The sequence below is a fragment of the Legionella sp. 227 genome (assembly GCF_043161935.1).
In the GTDB taxonomy this organism is placed as follows: domain Bacteria; phylum Pseudomonadota; class Gammaproteobacteria; order Legionellales; family Legionellaceae; genus Legionella; species Legionella sheltonii.
Genome location: NZ_CP171154.1, coordinates 2,944,905 through 2,963,098, shown reverse-complemented (window position 1 = coordinate 2,963,098; position 18,194 = coordinate 2,944,905). Strand labels below are relative to the sequence as shown.

Genomic DNA, 18,194 nt, shown 5'->3' with positions numbered 1-18,194 from the left:
AGTATTTCATTATATAGAAGTGTTCTATAATGCTCTGCGCTGAAATAGAACCGATTCAATACTTAGCGTTGAGCTGGTGATTCTTGTCATGAAATTGTTTTATCTAGGGAGTAACCATGAAGCACAAACTTATAATAGTCCCTGGCTGGGGGGGCACAGAGAAATTGTGGGAATATCAATGCCAACATCTTGCCGATATTGCTGATAGCTCGGTTAAATATTTTTTTGATATAGAAACAATAGAAAAAATGGCAGAACAATTACTTGCTGAGGCACCAGAGCAATTTATTATTTGCGGGCACTCTTTAGGGGGATGGGTAGCACAACTCGTCGCCATAAAAGCTCCTCATAGAGTATCCCATCTGGTTATCATGGGAAGTTGGACAGGTGATTTGGATCATGGAAAACGCCAATATTTTGAACGTTGGCAACATGAAATTGAAAACAACAATCTTGAAAATTTACTCCATGAGGTGAATTCAACCAGTGTTCACCCTTCTCGCAGCAATGATAAAATTTTGATGAATACTCTTTTCGAAGGACAAGCAAAATTTCCCAAGCAAGGTTTCTTGAATCAAACTAGAGCAATGCTCAATAGCCAATCAACTACTGCACAGCTGCATCAAATTGTTTGTCCAACATTAATTATGTACGGCAGACAAGATAGTGCATTTACCTTAGAGTCACAACAATCAATGACAGAGGCGATTCCTTCGGCAAAATTAGCAATTATTGAAGATTGTGGTCATATGCTCCATGTTGAGCAGCCTGAAGTAGTAACTTCATTGTTGAAGTTTTGGCTAGAGGACCAAGTCAAGTAATGTTGGGTAAATTTTGTGAGATTGAGTCATGATCCATATCATTTTCTTTGTTTCATAAATAACACTCTGGAAAATGATGTATCAGCCATTAATTTTCTAAATTCTACATAGAGTTTGACAGACTATAAACAGACTTATCCACAGAAAATGTGAATAACTCACAAAGGAATATGGTCCTTCAAAAAAGAAATAAACGAGATGGAGTATGGTTTGAGGATAGACCTTGAGTAGCGATTGTGTTGTAGGTGAGAGTAGATATCCACACACGGATGTTTGAAAAGAATATAGACGTAGTTATCTTAACAAATAAAAAATAAAAAAACAGTCTTGACTCGAACAATTTTTAACTTTTATTTTGATTGGCCTGCTTCGACAGTTTGTACACGATTAAAAATCCAATAAAAATCGGCTTATATATAAATTATTCAAAAGAATACTCGAAAAGAACCAGCAAAATGGTGTAAAATTGAGCAATTATTAATATGTACGTAGGATATTTCTTTGAAATCAGTTGATATTGAAAAAAGCTTACAGGCCCTGGACACCCGCGTATCTACAGTTGAAAAAATTATTGGCACTGTATCGCCAATCTCGCCAGTAAAGCAATCTAAGTTAATTAAAAATAAAAAAAGTGTAGACCGCTCAAAATCAACGCCGAAACCGATGTCAGGGAATTGGCTGGGATTAGTCGCCTCAGTATGTTTTATTTTAGCTGCTTGTTTCATAGTTAAATTATCCATTGAATCAGGATGGCTAACTCATGAAAAGCAGCTTGGCGTAGCTACTCTGTTTGGAATGGCATTATTTACAGGAGGTATTGTTATTTCCACTGCAGATAGAATATACGCATGTTTTTTACCAGCTGCAGGCGCCACCGTACTTTATTTTACTGGTTTTGCTGCATATCAGTATTATCTATTTATTTCATTTCAAACAGTTATTGCCATCACCACTATCGTCTCTGGAATTTCAATTTTGTTTTATCTACGGTTTAGGCATGATATTTATGCCATTATAGCTGCCTTAGGTGCTTATATTGTTCCCATTGTTTCAGGCGTTGAAAATAATACTTTGTTTTCTTTGTATTATTTCACAATTTGTTCGTTAAACTTCGCAACTCTTGCTATTTGGGTGGAGTCACGCACATTAACGATGATTTCAGCGTATTTAGCAATATCAATCACTGCGGTGATTGGGCTAAAACTGCATCAAGATGTATTAATTGCGGCAGTACTTGCTATTAATTTTTTTATCTACTCAATAGGCACCCTCTTTTATACTCAATTGACCAAGAAACAACTTACTGAGACAGAATCTTGGAGTCTTTTCCCTGTATTACTTATTTTCTATGCAATGGAATATTATTATCTCAGCCGTATTGATCAAACTATAGCCTCTTGCGGCTCTCTAGCTGCAGCAGCCCTTTTAATTGGACTTTATTATTCAGCTAAAAGATGGCTTCCTGAACGTCGCTTCAATAGCCGTAACGTATTATTGACCTTTGTAACACTTGTTTGTTTCCATTCGATTTACCTTGGACTTTTACCATTAAATCTCAAACCTTGGCTTTTCCCTTTGATTGTTTTTGGATATGCCTTTGGGCATACAAAAATAAGCTCGATAAAATGGAGCATTCCTCATTTAATTCCTTTCGTAGCACTTTCTGCAATTCTGGGTATTGAATATTTAAATATATTAGGCCATTTGCTTAGTAGTAGAGGATTATCCTGGTCGGTTGTAGCATGGGCTTCTTTTGTTAGTATTTGGTTCCTATTGATACGAAATCGTAAGGAGTTAGGTCACAAAGAAGAATATTGTTATGTTTTACTGGCAGCGGCACATCTTTTTGCAATTATGAGCCTCTACCAGCTTACCACTGACTATGGAACCTTAGCGGTATCTGCCTCTTGGCTTGCATACGTACTTATCATCTTACAGGTTTCAACATTGAGAAACGATGTCCTCATTGCAAAATCGGTACTCATCGTTTTGTTTTTTGCTGCAGGTAAGGCCCTACTTTATGATGCATCATCAACACCAACAATTATTCGAACACTATCACTAATTCTCACTGGTGTGGTGTTATATGCTTCAGGTTTGGTTATTAGGAAAAAAACGAATTGGCAAAGTAGATTCGCTAAGAATTGCGCTCCTGAACATACTGAAACGGATTAATTATCAAAGAATTATAAAATTCAATGAGAATTAAGCGGTAATTTATGAGTAACGAGTCAAACAAAGTTACTGCGTGTGTGAGTATGTTCAGCTCAAAAATGGAAGAAATTTGCGCATTTTGTATGTTAATAATATAATCATATTGATGCGTTTTGCATCTAAATATAAGATAAGGAGTTCTAAATGAAGATCAAATCGTCAACAGCTGCATTAATTGCTATCAGTATGATTGCAGCCTTTGGAACAGCCCAAGCAGGATGTTATAAACATCAGCCCGGATGGCACATGGTATCAAAAAAATGCAACATCCAACCTGCTGAAACCTGGCAACAATATGAGAGTGGGGTCTACACTCAACCCCTTGGAAAAAGCTTATTCTCAATGGGTAGATAGTATTATTATTAATTAATGGGTTTTGACTCAGTTAAAACCCATTTTTAGAATAATATTTCCTACAGATACCTTCTCCCCGAGGAGAGAAGGTACGTTTCTAGTTCTAGCCTCGAAATTGCGTGAATAATTTCAAAGTTTTTTCTTTGGATAGCTGTCCAACAGAGCTTAAGTGTGTCAGAGCGTGTCCTCGCGTATCATAAAATAGCATGGTGGGTATACCATAAATATGGAACGCTTGACGAATCATTGCGACTGCCTCTGTTTTTTCACTAATATCAACGCGAAGATTTACTGAATCTTGCATGGCATCGATGACTTCGGGTTGATTAAAAACATACTTATCCATAGCCTGGCAATCACTGCACCACCCCGCAAAAAACTCTATAAAAACGCGCTGATTTTTTGCCTTGGCTTCAGCTAACTTTGCATTAACTTCCTCAAGCGTATGTACCATAACAAATGGAGCATGCATTACTGGCTTCTGGATGGAAGTGGGGGTAAACGCCTGATAAGCCAAAGCCCCTGCTCCCATCATGGATAATAAAGCCAATCCTTGCAACAGTCGTCCACCTAAATGATGCTCTTGACGAAAAGCACCAAAAATCCATGAACTCACAAGCAGGAGGGTAACCCAAAGTAAATTAATCCAAAACGATGGCGCAACACGACTCAATAGCCATACAGCCATAGCAAACATCATTATGGCAAATATTTGTTTGATGCGAACCATCCATGGGCCAGAGCCAGGTAATAAACGACCGTACCCTGCCCCTACAATCAATAAAGGCATTCCCATTCCCAAAGCCAAAACAAAGAGTAATAAACCACCTTGAGCAACATGATGGCTCTGCGAAATATAGGTGAGGATGCCAATTAAGGGGGCGGTGACACACGGAGATACAACCAATGTCGATAATGCTCCCATCAACGTAGCAGAGATAATTCCGTGTTGGCGTGATTTGTTTGACGCAACCTGATTAAAAATTGGAATGCGCAATTCAAAAACACCCAACAGCCATAAGCCCATGAGAGTAAATAAAATACTAAAACTTCCAATAATCATCGGCTGCTGCATTAAAGTTTGAACGGTAGAGCCAAACCACGCGGCCAACATTCCCGCTATGGCATAAGTTATCGCCATCCCCATAACATAGCCCAAAGATAATTTAAAAGCATGCCTTCCTGTACTTGCACCTTGGCCTGTAATGATACTGGATAGAATCGGCACCATAGGCAGAACACAAGGTGTAAATGCCAGCAGGACACCAAGGAAAAAGAATGCCGTCAGATAAAAAAGCGGACTGTGATTTTGAATGAAAAACAGCGCATCTGCAGGATTGGCACTGCCGATTCCTGATGCAAAAACTGAAAAGGAACTACATGCCATAAATAATGACAAAATAAATTTTCTCATTTTTGATTCCTCAATAATTGATTTTTTGAATTTAAAAATTAAAAAGCAACCAAAATGGGAGGGCGATAAATTTCGTCTAATGGTGAGTTATATTTAGAACAAATAAGAAGAAAGCTTAATAGACCAACGAGGCTGCGAATTATCCACGATGAAGCCAAATGAAATTCATCCTTAAGCCAATAAGTAGAAGAAAAACAACTACTGCTCATCGATTGCTGCAGGGAACAAGGCGTTACTGAAAAAGAAAAAGCTATAGGCGCCTGTATTTTTTGTTTCGGACAGGTTGGCATTTTGAGTGGTGCAAGAAAGACAGCACTCATTAGCAGCAATAGGATTAGCGGGCGGCATTTGTTTCTCATTAGGCCACCATAGCATAATGAATATAAAAAAATCAATGTCCCCTTCTTCAAAAGAAGGGTGGATAAAAGTAGTAAATATGAGCCATTAGTATATTAGCGCAGCGTACTATTGGAATTCATTTGTTTGATTAGGTGATAGAGAAGTAAAATCCGTCAAAAGCTAATTAATGAATAGTTTAGGAATTCGATTGCATTTATCTTTATAAAGGACTGAACCTTGGATTTTTATTCCATATTAGGATGTGTTCTAAGGGAGATATGTTTACACCGGTTCTTGCGATCAATATTGATGTTACATATTAAGTTTTTGAGATTGCTTCTCATCAAGAAATTCTAAAAAATCGCTCACATTCTCTTCGTTCTGAGGATCAAGGGTCGCAAGTCTTTGATAAAACTCCTCTACCTTAGAATCTCTGCCACGGAGTTCATGAAATGCTTTCATAACTCCAGAATCTGACTTCTTACTCTGGGCTAACTCGATTAGTTTTGTTAACGTTTCATTTGCACTTACAGAGCCACTTTCAAAGCCCGTTATTATGCCGTTCATTTGTTGTAAGCCATCAACATCAGGATAATTTTTTTGAAATTCTCTTATTTTTGTAAAAATGTCTTCATTGATTTTATAGTCCAAATCCTTCCTAAATTTTTCAACTTGCTCTATATCATCAGGATCAAGGGCTGCAAGTTTTTGATAAAAGGTCTCTACCTTAGGATCTCTGCCACGGAATTCATGAAATCCTTTCATAACTCCAGAATCTGACTTCTTCCACTGAGCTACCTCGATTAGTTTTGCTAACGTTTTATTTGCATCTTCCGAGTTCCACGCCATGCCTGTAATTATGACATTCATTTGTTGTAAGCCATCTACCTTAGGATATTTGTTACAAAATCTTGCTATTTCAATACACGGGTTTTCACACAAGTCTTTTTTAATTTTATCTTGCTTTAGAGCATTTAAACATTCTTTATGTTGAGTGACTGGACAATTTTTATCCAAAGAAGTACCGTCGCCCTTTTTCTGAGGTACTACTTTATCGGATTTCGAAGTAAATTGTTGAGCATTTTTTGCAACTAATGCTTTATCTATTTGTGCACTTACGTCTTCAAGATCTTTTCCACCCATAAAATATGCATCGATATTAACTTTACCTTGAACTCCTCCAAATTCTCGCCTTCGAGTTTGTTCCTACCAGATAAATGGTTCCACATTAATTCCATAATTTCTAATAGAACATTTAAAGTTATATATACCGCTTTCTTCTCTATCTGATCTAAGATATTTATCTTCAGTTATCTCTTGCTGATGCGTGCAAGAAACTTGAAACGCGTCAGCATGCCAAATGATTTGCTCCTCTTTCATCAATTCATTTAATTTTGCGGCAATTTTTGTATTTTCCTCTTTCACCATCTTGATATATTCGTTATCTGTCCTGGTAGCTGCTCCATATAAAATATTAAGCCTATTAGGATCATTAATGGTCTCAGTTTTACTGGTAACTCCATTGCTATTAGCAGTCCATTCTGGTCCTAAATGCTGAGCAATTTTTTGATGAAATTGTTCTCTACGCGATATTTCACTATTGATTTTTTCTTGGCTCATACAATGCTCTTAGACAATACAGCTTCTGTTTTAAATATAGTTCATATTTTTATCAGCAGAATGGAAAATTATTTGAGGGCAGTTATTTTTATCTTCGCACTACCTTAGTCTTATAGCCGTATTAGCGCAGCGTAATATGAGAAACTAAAATGAAGGGGGTAGAGCCTTATCATCAAAAGATGATACAAATAAATATAATATTTTTGGTTATTGAAAATTTGATTTTTATCCCCGTATTACGCTGCGTTAATACGGGCTACGATTATTGGCTTATATAGAACAAACGGCTTGTAATTCCTCTGAGCCTAAATTGATAAGATTGATTTGGGTACCCGATTCCGCACTCACCGAAACACTGCTGTGATTCTTTACCCTAACTAATGTCCCCTGTCCTGTGGACAATTTTTTCCCATTGATCGTACCACTATTTTTGATCACGTTAATTTTAATTTTACTGTTATTTGGATGGCTACATTGAACAACACAAGTCGCATTGAGTGTCCAAAGCGTATTATTAGCAAGTAGCTTCGTTTCATTGGGACTCAATTTAAATGTTTTTTGCGACGCATTGGATTGTGAACAAAACAATCCTATGATAATGAAAAGAGAGAGGGTCATAATTTTATTCACATTGCATCCTTAATGACGTTAACGCTCGAGTTGATTAACTACTGAATATTGAGTTCATATTTTATACAAACAACCTTAAGGTTTTATTAAGACCTACTAAGTTGCCATGTTACAAAATATTCCTCACTATAGAATTTTGCATTAGATATGAGTCCTGATCTACCTTGATAAACTTATCGCCGCATCATCTTGCTTATCACCACTTAATCTCATTTCCCCCTGTGATTCTTTAGATGAAGGAGTCGCTAATGGAAATGTGAGGTGGTAGGTAAGCGTATCGATTAATTTAGCTTTTAAATCCATAGGTAATACCTTAGCAGGTATTGAATGAATTCCCTTACTTAATCCATCGATTTGTTCTCTTAATACTGAAATACTGGGTTCTTTATCTGCATTTAGGATCCCCAACACCTTCTGTACCATTTCATTTAATTCCCTGGGAATGGGAATAGATTTATCCCCTACTTTCAAAATAATTGCATTGGTATAATCTCCAAAAAGCCCATATTTCTTTGTGAGTTTCCATTTTTTATAGTCTATTAATTGTTCAAGCGCCTCGGAACATTGACTTTTCATGCTTTTAACCTGTGTATCATAAGAGACAAAGAGTTCCTTTAATGCCCCACGTCTTTGTCCCTCTTGCATTAATGTACAACCGAGTCTCTTGATGAACGGATTTGCATTATGAGCCAGTAAAAATTGGCAGCGAGCTCTATTTTCCTGGTGAATTGCAACCCACAGAGGATATTGTGCTGTTCCGTTAATGGTATCAATTTCGGCTCCTACAAATTGAGGAAATTTTTGTAAGATTGCTCCTGCCACCTCATAGTTATTCTCATGGAGTGATTTGATAAATGTCTTTTTACACCATTCTTCATTCACTCTTTTTATTAAAAATAACTCCTTAAATAAGGCGTTATTTGCTCTTTGATAACATAAATCAAGATCATCTGTACGTTCGAGGAAGCCAGAATCTCCTTTTAATTTATTGATGCATTTTTGATAAATATCGTGCTTATTATGCAGTAATGCTAATGTATACGCTTGATGTAACGCTGCGGGCTTCAAACCATCCAAACTTAAAGCGCTTATGAGTTGATTATAAGCCGCTTCATCTTGTTTAAAGTAGATGAAGGGATCAGTATGGCTGGGAGGACTTTTGAGTAAAAGATCACTTTTATCAATAATACGGCCAGCAATGGCTTTACACAGATCGCTATTTTTATGATGTAAAGCAAGCAAAAAGTATTCGACTAACTGTTCTTGATCTAACTTTTTGATATCTACTTTTTTTGCAACAAGCTCAAATAGTTCTGGCTTTTGAGACAATACATTCCAAGGACTCAAAGAAACGATAGAACTTGCTTTAAAGAGTACATTAGGGTCGAGAGCCGCAACTTGAAGTACCGACTTTATTAGGTCTGTATGATTCTGTTTCAAGGCAAGCAAATAAATATTATGCAGCGTGTCTTGAGTTTGTTCCGCATAATTGATGCCCTCTAGTACCTGCATTAAAGGAAGCCCTCGCTCACCATCCACTGTGTCTACTTCACAAAGCGAAACGAATCGATTGTTTTTAGTGTTGCTCTCCTGTTTGAGCATGTCGGCAAAAGTCATATGTTCGCGACACTGATTGATTATCCGTTGGTGGTTATTCTTTAATGCTAAAATATAGGCTTCGTACCATTGTCCCTCCTTGATGAGTAAAGGATAAATTTTTTCACTTAACGCACCTCCCCCTTGATACAAGCGATGAATAGGACGCTCGCCGTTTTTATCCTGTGCAAGAAGTAAGGCAGGATTACGAGACGCAATCGCAACAAAAAGTTCGGGTTGATGAAGAGAAAGATAATGCAAGCCATTCCGACCTAAATCATCGGTTAATGATAAATTCGCATTTCGTGCGAGTAACATGCGAATCACTTCGACACTATTGTTTTGCGCTGCGATATTTAATAATGGGACAGAGATTTTATGCAACGTACCGGAATAGATTAATTCGGTGGGATTCGTTAAATCAGGCTGCTCTTTGTGATATTTATTATAGTATTCTAAAAGAAAATTAAACGTATAGCCTTGGTCTAAACGAGTCGCGTCCGCAAGGGCATAGTTAAATGCAGCTTTTCCCAAGCGGTGGCCTTTTTCAAGAAGACAATCGATTATTTGTTTATCGCCACTGGAGAATGCATGAATCAGTACTTTTTGATCAACGTACTCTTTTTTATAGTAACGTAGTACATATTCATGCTGTCCTGAGGAGACAGCCGTTTTAAATGCCTGCCCTTTGCTCGCTTCAAGTTTGACCGCTCCCAGAGTTCTCTCGAGATATGCCACTAATTCTCTATCCCCGTTTTGTACCGCATAAGCTAGTGCATCTAGCTTTGTGGCTTTATCTTGCTGCTCAAGAGTATCTTTTCTTTTTTCATAAATTGAAGTGATTGTTTCTGTTTTAGAAGGATAGATAGTTGGTACTACCTCAGGATTTGGGTCATGTAATCGAGAATACACATGCATGCGAATGCCATGATAAGTGCCCTGAAATTTTGCTTCATCAAAGTGCAAAGCACCATGAATTACTTCGTCAAACATTTTATTTATTGCTGACGAAAGTGCTGCTGCATTCGCGTCAGGAGTTTCTTTTTGAGGTATTTCAATGCTCCATAGTTCCCCATAAGCAGGGTCGATCACTTCAATTCGGTTTCCAACTCGGGTGATTGATATGGAGTGTTTGTGGCAACTCAAAGTAAATCCTACGCCCTGTTGTTGGCTTGGGTCGATTTTTAAATAAGTTGCAAGCGTTGCTTTGAGTTCTTCAACGGTGATAATGCCTGCAAATTGTTGATGATAAGTTAAAGGGAAAGGTTCTCCTTTTCGTTTAAATAAAGCCTCTAAAACGCCTTCCATTCGATCTTGTACTGTGCCTGTTTCAACTGCTAACAAGCGATGCAGCCACAGAGTATTTTGAATAAACGTGTCATAAGCCTGATGAAGTTCAGGACTAATATATTCTGCAAGTGGATCCGAATCATAAATAAGTTTTAAGAGCTTTTCATATTCCTGATATTTTCCAGTTAGGGTGCAATACAAACGCCAAACACTTAACCCCAAACAAACGCCTTCGTTGGATATTTCTTTATTAAAACTGGCCGTATCACCTCTAAAACGGCTTTGCCATTTACTCGCTTTTTCTATTAAAACCTCTTGTGGCAAGGGGGACATGTTTATTAATCAACATAAAATGAGCTTATTGTTAATTTATAGCACATACCAAGGTTTATTTTCTAAATTGAAAGGCATCGAAAGCAGGAGCTATGCAGGTGGAAAAATGCTGGAATTTTTACATTATTTCAGAAATAAGTTTTTAAATTTTCACTATTTCCCTTACATTAATCCATGCTTTTCTCATCAACGGCAATTATTTTGCATTCGCTTAGGCTAAATTGGCTACATATCTTTAAGGCTTTTTGTTCCGCTATCTCTTTGGTGGGCTGACCTGATCGCCAGCCGTAAGACCTGCTTTCCGAAACAGCAAACGCTTTATGAGGTGGAGCAATTTTATAGGTTAAAAAAGCTTTTTTTGCACTATTTGATAATAAATTTGGTGTTTTTAAAGAAGAAACCGGTACTACAAGTGGTGTATTAACTAGGATTAATTGATTACGTTTTAAAAAGTGATCTACCATAGGTGCCCATTGTGGAATTCCAGCTTTTGAAAATAAAAAGTGCCCTTCCTTGCCAAATGAATTTGCTTGAATAAAGACCGCATTTCCACCAGCCCCAGTAAATGCAGTAAATAGCTTTTTCGCCAGCAGCGGATTAAAAAAATGATCGTTTTTCGCATAGATCCATAATGTAGGAACTTTTGATGTTTTGCCAAATTGGACAAATGTTGAAATAAGGGCATTCTCATTGCATACCTTATTATCAGATGATGAACCACGTCCACCTGCAAAATTGATGACTGCTTTTAATCCTGGTGGAGGATTCACTGCGCTGAGTGCAATGGAAGCAAAACCTCCAGCTGAAACGCCTACAGCAATGAATTTGCTGGTATCAAATTGTTTTAGTGTGCCTAAATAATCTACCGATGCATGCAAGTCTTCTACTGCTGATTGGGCTGCTTTCATATAATTAGGATTTTTACATGAACCTAAACCTTCAGCCCACCCGCCTCCCGAGCTACCATAACCCCTTCGTAAAACCACGGCAACAGAATAACCACGACGTGCAAACTCGTAAGCTATGGGTAAATAAGAGAGTGCCGTCATATTAGGGCGATCCTGCGGATTTCGGGGTGAGCCATGGCTAATAAGGGCTAATGGATGTTTGAGCTTATCATCTGAAAAGACCAGCAAGGCTTCAAGTTTTACTGGGCCATTCGCAGTATTCATTGGAAGATAGGTTTCTTTCCAAATCAATTTTGAATAAGCCAAATTTGGCATGAATAGGGTCGCAACCAAAATTATAAAAAAACCCCGATTATTCATATACTCTCCTTGTAAACCATGATGTATGGGTTTGATTTTATCATCGAATTAGCCGCTAATTCTTTCAATGCCTAAGCTTTATGTATTCCAATAGCTAATAAAAACCAACCAAAAATAAAGAACAGACCACCAATCGGAGTGACAAGGCCAACGGCTCTTACTGTCAACAAACTCATTACATATAAGCTTCCTGAAAAGAAAAAAATGCCTGCGAGAAATAGCCATCCTGAAATTTGTATCAATCGGTTAGTAAATTGCATAAGAAGCATCCCATCAAATAATAAAGCCAAACTATGTATCATCTGATAGAAAACTCCTGTTTTAAAAACATCCATCTGCACATCACTAAGCTGTGTCTTCAAACCATGTGCAGCAAATGCGCCGAGAATGGTAGCAATCATTGCTAATAAAGCTCCGAATGTAATAAAACGTTTCGAAGTAAGCACTGTAGAATTAATTTTCATCCGCCCTTCTCATTAAATACATTAACTAATCAGGACACTAGCATAACATCTTAATGCATCAGTATATGTATTTTTAAGTGAAGAAAGAATGAAATGGTCGAATAGAGGTTAAAGATAAAAGCCCGTATTAGACGGGCTATTCTTTTTAAGCTTGTTGGCCTTGACTCACAGCGACAGACGTAACCATTTCAGCATCTGCTGTGGTAAATTGAGTTTCCTTACATAATCTGACGTATTCTTTGTGGGTAATTAATAAATAAAATAGAGCAGATATCAGAAGGATATAATAAGGATTTTGGTAAAAATAAATTAACCACAAATAGGTCAGAAAAGGTGTTGTTAATACAAGTAAGGTGCTTGCCTTCATACGCCGTGTAACCTGAATTCCGCCATAAATTACCATTAAAATTAAAATCGATAAATTCATCTTTAGAAAATCATTTGCTGGCAAAGTACTCATCATGACGCCAAGAATGCAAAAAACGATTAAGCCAAATATCCTGGTGTTGGGTTTGATAGCTCCCATGCTAATCGGTGCAGCCATATACCCAATTAAATGATAACCAGTAACAATCACCATGAGTGAGGCCCAACTATCTGAGTTCCAGAGAAAAATTGCAGTTAAGGTAAAATTAATGAGCAAGGAACGACGGCACAGATTGTATTTAGGGTGTAATTTAGTAATCGAACGGCTAGGCATTTGTCCCTCTTTAGCCATGGCATAAAACATCCGGGATGCACCACCTAGATAAGAGTATCCAGTGCCTGATGGACTCACAATACTATCAGCAATGAGGAGCATCGCTAAAAAGTGCACGCCCATCAACATGGCTAAATTAATTAAAGGTGAATGAAAATTCAGACTACTCCAACCTCCGGCTAACATGTCATGAGGAACTGCCCCCATAAAGGATAATTGAAGCAACATATAAACAAACATAACGATGACAATTGAGAGAACGATTGATAAAGGAATGTTCCTCTTGGGGTTCTCCATCTCACTTGCAAAAGCTACGGCCAATTGGAATCCGTTGTACGAATAGATGAGTCCAGCTGAAATAATTGCAGTAATTGCTGAACCAATGCCATATTGTGTGTTGGTATCTAAGCTAAAGTTGCTCGTGTCAAAACGCATGATCAAAAAGATCATAATTGTAAAAATCGGGCTGAGAATTTTTACTACCGTAATTGTATTATTAATCTTGGTTAATAATTTAATACCAAAGTAATTAATGAATAAATAAATAACTAAGATCCCGAGCGCAAATAATTTGCCATAAATCGTCAGGCTATTTGCCACCATCAAGGTATCGCTTTTAATAGTGGCAGCCAAATATTGTGTGGTTGCCTGAGCTTCTGTACCAATCGTTACCATGAGTCCAAACCAGTTGGCAAATGCAAAAGGCATACCAAAAATACTATTATGTGATAAGGCACTCGACCGTGCTGTTGCACCACGGACCGGGAAAATTGAGGCAACTTGTGCCAGGCATAGTCCCACTGCCATCACCAATAATGCCGCTAAAATCCATGCAAGAAATGAATAATTCCCCGCAATCTTAGCGTTTAATTGAGCGCTAAAAAGCCATCCTGATCCAACCATGGCCGTAGCAGAAAGCGCTGTTGCACTAAACAATGAAATTTTGGCATGTTTACAACTTGAACTCATAATAAATTACCTTAGATGCTACATCAGAATAAGTGCAGATAAAATATCTATTTTGCATATTTTTAGGTCAGCGTCAATAGATCTAATACAAAATGTATCGAAAAAGATGGTGGGAAAAATTGAACTCCTAAACAACTTATTGTTTTTATTAGATATAGAAAATAGCCTTCTAAAGCAGTTCTGAAATCGAAAATCTTTCCATGAGTTAGCCTAGTAAAGAGTACTGTTCTACAATTTAATTTATAGATATCTTAGGACGATAAGAATTAATTCTTTTTTTTTTGGAAATACGATTGGTCGAACTAATCAATTAGGAAGAAAGGATGAGAACAACACGATTAGAAGCATTTAGTGATGGTATGCTGGCGATCTTTATCACTATTATGGTATTAGAAATTAAAATCCCACATGGTGATAATTTTACTAGCCTTCGACCGCTCATTCCAATTTTCTCCAGTTACATACTGAGTTTTATTTATATTGGTATTTACTGGAATAACCACCACCATTTATTTACCGCTGCCAAAAGTATTTCAGGAAAAGTTCTTTGGGCAAACTTGAATCTTTTATTTTGGATTTCCTTATTTCCTTTTGCCACAGGATGGATGGGAGAAAACCATTTTACCGCCACACCAACATCGTTTTATGGCATTGTCCTGTTAATGGCTGCTATTTCTTACTCCATCCTGGTTCATACCCTGATCTCGCATGAAGGTAAGGAATCACTGGTGGCTCGAGCAATTGGGAATGACTTAAAAGGAAATATTTCCATCGTACTCTATGTACTTGCAATTCCTCTTGCTTATGTATATGCGTGGATTGCCCAAATGCTTTATGTAATCGTTGCAATGCTTTGGTTCATTCCAGACAGACGAATTGAAAATAAACTAAAATAACTTGCTGCCTTACACTCTCAAGCTCCCTTGAGATCCCTCACCACCTACGTGCCTCGGCTTGTCCGAGGCATCCAGGATTCAATCAACTGATGTAAAAACAAAAAAAGAGTTGAATTATAGAGCATTCCCTGACCTAGTTAAGCTCATTATAAATAAATAAACTATTTAATTAAGTGAATCGTTTTGATTGCATATTTAACACTATCAAGATAAGCACGCATCAATAGAGTCTTATCAACCGAAGCAGACTCTAATTGTTTAAAATGGGCAATTTCATAATCCATTACAATTCTTAAAATATTCCCTAACTCACCCTCGAAATAAAGGATTGCATTATTGAGTTGGGTGCTGAGTTGGATCTTTGCTAATAAAGACTCCATGGGTTCATGAAGAATTGCATCCAAAGTGGATAAAATACCAACAGTATAGGCTAAATGCGAATCTGATTTGCATTGAATGTTAGCAAGATTTTCACACATTTTAGCTCGGATTAAAGTGCGCTCAAGTAAATCCAGTTCCACATCATTAATACTTGATAGCATCAAAAGTCCCATCCAGTTTCGGATACAAACAATTCCCAGTAGTTTAATTGCATCTAATATGGATTCAATCTTTTTTCCATGATACAAAGCAACGGAATTGACTAACCGTAAAATACGATAACTGAGTTTTGGAATTTGCAAGATAAGGTTTTCAATATGTTCAATAGCCACTGCAGGATCGTTCAATTCTCCAAATAATCTTATTAAATGTGCTCTATTTTCAGTAATGGCTTGCCCTCTTAATGGATCAGGTTTACTCAGGAAAAAACCTTGAAAATAATCAAATCCGAGTTCCATACAATCATTAAATTGATTTCTATTCTCTATTTTTTCAGCAAGAAGTCTACCCTTGAAATTTTGCAAAAGGCTGAGTTGTTTTCGGATTTGATGTTTATTTTGATGCAATACCTCGATTTTAATAATATCTGCAACTTGAATTAGCGGGACAATTTGTTCTGTATAAATAAAGTCATCCAAAGCAATTTTATACCCTGCCTTGCTCAAATCAATCAGACTACGGATTAAATGATCATCGATTTGGATGTTTTCAATTACTTCAATAATAATTCGATTTTTAGGGAGCAGTTTAGGAACTTGATTGACTAAATGATTATAAGTGAAATTTATAAATGCAAGTTTATTACCAATCACATCTTCCATATTTAAATTAGTAAATAATTGGGTAATCACTGAGGAGGTAGCTCCATCCCCTGCCTTCAGGTCCAGATTGTCTACATGAGCAACGGTGGAGTGACCATCTCTGTAAAGTAATTCATATGCTTTGACTAGCCGATCCCTATCATAGATACTTTGACGTGCTAGAAGAGTGTTCATTAATGCATCGTTCAATTTAATTCTATTATTATTGGTTAGTATAATTAAATAATAGATTATTATTTGAACCTATTCTCAAATTATTATTCAAATTTTTATGGTGTCATAGCAAATATTTATCATAAAAGTCCGATTTTAGAACTATTTACATCATATCTGCCCATCTTCTTCTTAAAAAGATTATTATTGGTTATACTCCCCGCCATTAAAAGCCCAAGGATAATTATGAGTATTTTCAATCCCTTTAAAAATCTTATTGAAACGAAACAATACCCCCATGCCAGAGCCTACAGAACAACATTTTGGGGAAAGATGGCGGATACCTTTATCGTGTTTTCCGGGCATTTATTCCCTAATTATAAAGATAAAGATCAAGATCCTTTTAAAAAAAGGCATTTTGGGATTTTCGATTATTTAACCTTAGGCATTCACTTCGGCATTTCTTCTTTACTCATCCGCTCTCTCAAGGGCGCCGAAAAACCGGTGTTGATCCCTGTAGGCATATTCACGCTTCTATTTAACTTACCTCGCCTTCTCTTCGCTGCAGCGATGACGCTCATCTGTTCGCCTTTTGTAGCAATAGCGTGGGCTACCACAAAAGAAAAAGGGAACAAGATAAAAAAAGACATTCTAACCTACGAGGTTCAAAGGAATCAGTCGCGATTATATTTTGCCCCTTCTGCGCTCCCCTCTGATCTTGAACATTATAAAGACTGCTTTTTTTTCATTGAAGGGACTAACCACCTGTATTACATTGATTTTTCAAGTAAACCTCATGAAATAAAGATTAATGACATAGAGGGTTTCCGCCAAGAGATGGGGGTAAATCGACATAGAACAGCCATAAGAATCGGTATAGGATACTCTTCTTTATTTGTTAACCGCGATGATTTAAAAAAGTATTTTGCTGCAGAAAAATCTCCTTTGGATAGTTATCGCTCCCTAGGCGATCTTTTAAAAGCTAGAAATATAGATTTGGAAGATATAGAAAAATCAAGTATTGAGCGAGATCAGGATGATATAAAAATATCCTTTACTGATGAAGAAAAGCGACCGATGGCAAAGTTTTCCTTATCAACAAAAAAATCAACAGACTTATTATTATTTAATAACCTAAGACGTTTAAATATCGGCGGTATTGAAGAACTTGTAGAAGAAAAAGAAGAGTTCTCACAGTTTGTTTCCCCATAATGTTAAGAGTTTTACCGTATTATTGCTGCACCAGTATAAGCACTTAAAAAGTTCCTGGGTGCAGCGCCTATCCGCGAGTCTAAGCGAGCTTTACCTTGCCCAGACGCGATCCTTGCGGGCTGGGGGAACTTTTTAGCGCTGTCTCAAAAGCCGTGTTAGCCTTCATTTAAGGCTTTGAGAAGCATAAATGCCTCCTCAGCCTGAACAGTTTAAAATGATTTTTCGAAAGCTACATTTCTCAATTGTTTCATTCACTTCTATAATTGAAAGAAATAGGTGGAACAGGGAGGTCTTTTATGAAATTTTTTCAAGGATTACTTCTATTCTCGATACTCATTTATCAAAATATTTATGCGGAAACGGCGTTATCCCAGCCTAGTGGACAATCCCCTCAATGCGGACAAGCTTATGAGAGCGCCGGGCAGATCAAGACCATAAATAACGTTTTTAGTAGTTTATCCAGCGCATGTCATGATGCTGGTGGTATGAAGTTAACCCATCAGATATTATTATCCGAAGATTCGAATAAACCTACAGGTGTTTTGTTTACTTGCACAGGAAGCGATCCCAATTTTGTTGTTCTTTCTTGCCTCTTCCCAGCAAATTTTGAAGATTTATAGATCAAATCGCTTAAACTATTAAGTAACACACATCAATAATTGGCGAACTAGTTTCACGAATTATATAAGGGGTTTCAAATCGACAGATGGACTACATTA

16 protein-coding genes are annotated in these 18,194 nt (G+C 37.1%); 6 read left to right on the top strand and 10 right to left on the bottom strand.

Annotated features, from left to right (window positions below):
* Positions 1-116 precede the first annotated feature (116 nt).
* From ACF8MK_RS12865 to ACF8MK_RS12855, 3 genes are all read left to right on the top strand, one after another.
* Entirely contained in the window at positions 117-821 is a 705-nt protein-coding gene (locus ACF8MK_RS12865) for an alpha/beta fold hydrolase (RefSeq protein WP_392536995.1), read from the top strand.
* A 501-nt stretch (positions 822-1,322) separates the two neighbouring features.
* Positions 1,323-2,996 carry a DUF2339 domain-containing protein gene (locus ACF8MK_RS12860; protein ID WP_392536994.1) on the top strand — a complete coding sequence of 558 codons (1,674 nt, stop codon included), beginning with the start codon at positions 1,323-1,325 and terminating at the stop codon, positions 2,994-2,996.
* A 183-nt stretch (positions 2,997-3,179) separates the two neighbouring features.
* Positions 3,180-3,389: a hypothetical protein gene (locus tag ACF8MK_RS12855; protein ID WP_392536993.1), complete on the top strand. Its 210-nt coding sequence runs from the start codon at positions 3,180-3,182 to the stop codon at positions 3,387-3,389.
* Between the two features lie 103 nt (positions 3,390-3,492).
* On the opposite strand, the gene ACF8MK_RS12850 is transcribed toward ACF8MK_RS12855, so the two are convergent.
* The 9 genes from ACF8MK_RS12850 to ACF8MK_RS12810 all read right to left on the bottom strand — a co-directional run bounded on the left by ACF8MK_RS12850 (position 3,493) and on the right by ACF8MK_RS12810 (position 14,012).
* On the bottom strand, positions 3,493-4,803 hold the full coding sequence (locus ACF8MK_RS12850) for a protein-disulfide reductase DsbD family protein (RefSeq protein WP_392536992.1): 1,311 nt from the start codon (positions 4,801-4,803) through the stop codon (positions 3,493-3,495).
* 38 nt (positions 4,804-4,841) lie between these two features.
* Entirely contained in the window at positions 4,842-5,162 is a 321-nt protein-coding gene (locus ACF8MK_RS12845) for a hypothetical protein (RefSeq protein ID WP_392536991.1), read from the bottom strand.
* Between the two features lie 292 nt (positions 5,163-5,454).
* Positions 5,455-6,285, bottom strand: coding sequence for a hypothetical protein (locus tag ACF8MK_RS12840; protein ID WP_392536990.1), 831 nt, complete (start codon positions 6,283-6,285; stop codon positions 5,455-5,457).
* 63 nt (positions 6,286-6,348) lie between these two features.
* A complete protein-coding gene (locus ACF8MK_RS12835) occupies positions 6,349-6,762 on the bottom strand; it encodes a hypothetical protein (protein WP_392536989.1) in 414 nt (137 codons plus the stop codon).
* Positions 6,763-7,032: 270 nt separating this feature from the next.
* Positions 7,033-7,392 (bottom strand): hypothetical protein, encoded by a 360-nt coding sequence (locus tag ACF8MK_RS12830; RefSeq protein ID WP_392536988.1) that lies wholly within the window; start codon positions 7,390-7,392, stop codon positions 7,033-7,035.
* A gap of 159 nt (positions 7,393-7,551) precedes the next feature.
* Positions 7,552-10,611: a hypothetical protein gene (locus tag ACF8MK_RS12825; RefSeq protein ID WP_392536987.1), complete on the bottom strand. Its 3,060-nt coding sequence runs from the start codon at positions 10,609-10,611 to the stop codon at positions 7,552-7,554.
* A gap of 167 nt (positions 10,612-10,778) precedes the next feature.
* Positions 10,779-11,879, bottom strand: a complete 1,101-nt coding sequence (locus tag ACF8MK_RS12820; RefSeq protein WP_392536986.1) for a serine aminopeptidase domain-containing protein — start codon at positions 11,877-11,879, stop codon at positions 10,779-10,781.
* 71 nt (positions 11,880-11,950) lie between these two features.
* Positions 11,951-12,343: a DUF423 domain-containing protein gene (locus tag ACF8MK_RS12815; RefSeq protein WP_392536985.1), complete on the bottom strand. Its 393-nt coding sequence runs from the start codon at positions 12,341-12,343 to the stop codon at positions 11,951-11,953.
* A gap of 145 nt (positions 12,344-12,488) precedes the next feature.
* Complete coding sequence (locus tag ACF8MK_RS12810; protein WP_392536984.1) at positions 12,489-14,012, bottom strand: APC family permease; 1,524 nt, start codon at positions 14,010-14,012, stop codon at positions 12,489-12,491.
* A 323-nt stretch (positions 14,013-14,335) separates the two neighbouring features.
* Between ACF8MK_RS12810 and ACF8MK_RS12805 the strand changes: the two genes are divergently transcribed.
* Positions 14,336-14,908 (top strand): TMEM175 family protein, encoded by a 573-nt coding sequence (locus ACF8MK_RS12805; protein WP_392536983.1) that lies wholly within the window; start codon positions 14,336-14,338, stop codon positions 14,906-14,908.
* Between the two features lie 161 nt (positions 14,909-15,069).
* On the opposite strand, the gene ACF8MK_RS12800 is transcribed toward ACF8MK_RS12805, so the two are convergent.
* Complete coding sequence (locus ACF8MK_RS12800; protein ID WP_392536982.1) at positions 15,070-16,284, bottom strand: EAL and HDOD domain-containing protein; 1,215 nt, start codon at positions 16,282-16,284, stop codon at positions 15,070-15,072.
* A 63-nt stretch (positions 16,285-16,347) separates the two neighbouring features.
* On the opposite strand from ACF8MK_RS12800, the gene ACF8MK_RS12795 reads away from it, so the two are divergent.
* Positions 16,348-17,475: a hypothetical protein gene (locus ACF8MK_RS12795; protein WP_392536981.1), complete on the top strand. Its 1,128-nt coding sequence runs from the start codon at positions 16,348-16,350 to the stop codon at positions 17,473-17,475.
* Positions 17,476-17,771: 296 nt separating this feature from the next.
* Positions 17,772-18,095: a hypothetical protein gene (locus ACF8MK_RS12790; protein WP_392536980.1), complete on the top strand. Its 324-nt coding sequence runs from the start codon at positions 17,772-17,774 to the stop codon at positions 18,093-18,095.
* The last annotated feature ends 99 nt before the right edge of the window (positions 18,096-18,194 follow it).